The organism is Daejeonella sp. (assembly GCF_049655485.1).
Lineage (GTDB): Bacteria > Bacteroidota > Bacteroidia > Sphingobacteriales > Sphingobacteriaceae > Daejeonella.
Genome location: NZ_JBASJU010000271.1, coordinates 1 through 1,501, shown reverse-complemented (window position 1 = coordinate 1,501; position 1,501 = coordinate 1). Strand labels below are relative to the sequence as shown.

Annotated in this window: 1 protein-coding gene; it reads right to left on the bottom strand. The window is 44.8% G+C overall.

The features are described from left to right. On the bottom strand, positions 1–1,434 hold a 1,434-nt coding region (locus tag WBJ10_RS11670), incomplete at its 3' end, for a sodium/sugar symporter (protein ID WP_424290485.1). Between the last annotated feature and the right edge of the window lie 67 nt (positions 1,435–1,501).

The following is a 1,501-nucleotide window of genomic DNA, read 5'->3' as shown; positions in this document are numbered from 1 at the left end:
TGCGCCGTTTGTCCAGTCAGGCAGGAATTTTAAAACAGTTGAAAGCGGTATGGTGAGTATAGCGGAAGTAAGCGCTGCTGCGGATGTGGTTCTTTTCCAAAAGAATCCTAAAAGGAAGATGGAGAGCACTCCGGGTGATATGAAACCTACATATTCCTGTATGAACTGGTAAGCCTGATCCAGGTTTCGCAGCGCGGGCGCCACGATACATGCAAGTACCATGGCTACAATTACGGTAATCCTTCCAGTGCGGACTAATTGGCGGTCTGAAGCATCTTTCTTAAAGAATTTCTTATAAATATCGAGTGAGAAAATGGTGGAAACGCTATTTGCTTTACCTGCCAGAGATGCCACAATCGCAGCTGTAAGGGCGGCGAATGCCAGGCCTTTTAAACCGTTTGGCAGAAGGTTCATCAGTGTAGGATATGACTGATCTGGTTTTAATACTCCATTAACGTCGGTCATTTCAGCCTGAAACATTCCGTTCTGATACATCACATACATGGTGATACCGGGAATCACTACAATAAGTGGAATTAATAGCTTCAGAAAAGCAGCGAAAAGAATCCCTTTCCGGGCTGTGGGGAGACTTGCACCTAAAGCTCTTTGTGTGATGTACTGGTTACAGCCCCAGTAATTCAGGTTATTGATCCACATCCCTCCTACCAATACCGATAATCCGGGCAGGTCAGTGTAATAGGGATTCGACTTATCAAAAATCATGTGGAAATGTGAGGGGGCTTTCTCTTGGATAACAGCCAGACCCTTCAGTATATCGCCGCCATAACCGAACTTTTCTGATACAAGGCTCAGCGCCAAATAACAGGTCACTAAACCACCCAGGATCAGAACAAGAACCTGAATTACATCGGTATATCCGATTACTTTCATCCCGCCAAGGGTTACCAGAATGGAGAACATACCGAGTCCCACCATGCACCATTCGAAGCTGATTCCAGAGATAGAATTGATTGCGAGGGCACCGAGGTAAATGATAGAGGTCAGATTGACAAAAACATAAACCAGAAGCCAGAATATAGCCATCAGGGTAGCTACAGTATCATTATATCTTTGCGATAAGAACTGCGGCATGGTGAAAATACCGTTCTTAAGATATATCGGAATGAAGAAAACAGCCACAATGATCAATGTAGCCGCCGCCATCCATTCATAGGATGATATGGCCAGTCCCAATGCGAAGCCGGAGCCGGACATTCCAATAAAATGCTCTGCCGATATATTAGAAGCTATAAGAGACGCCCCGATAGCCCACCAGGTTAAAGATCCTTCTGCAAGGAAGAATTCTTTGGAATCCATCCCTCCGGCAAGCTTCTGTTTCGCCGTCCTCTGGTGATAAACCCAGTAACCGTAACCTGTGACAACAATAAAATAGATAAAGAAAACTACATAATCCAGGGACTGCAAATGGTTCATAGTGTTGCGCGCTAGGAAAGAGGACAGGATGATTTTAAAATGTCAGGTAATAGATAAAGGGATGAGG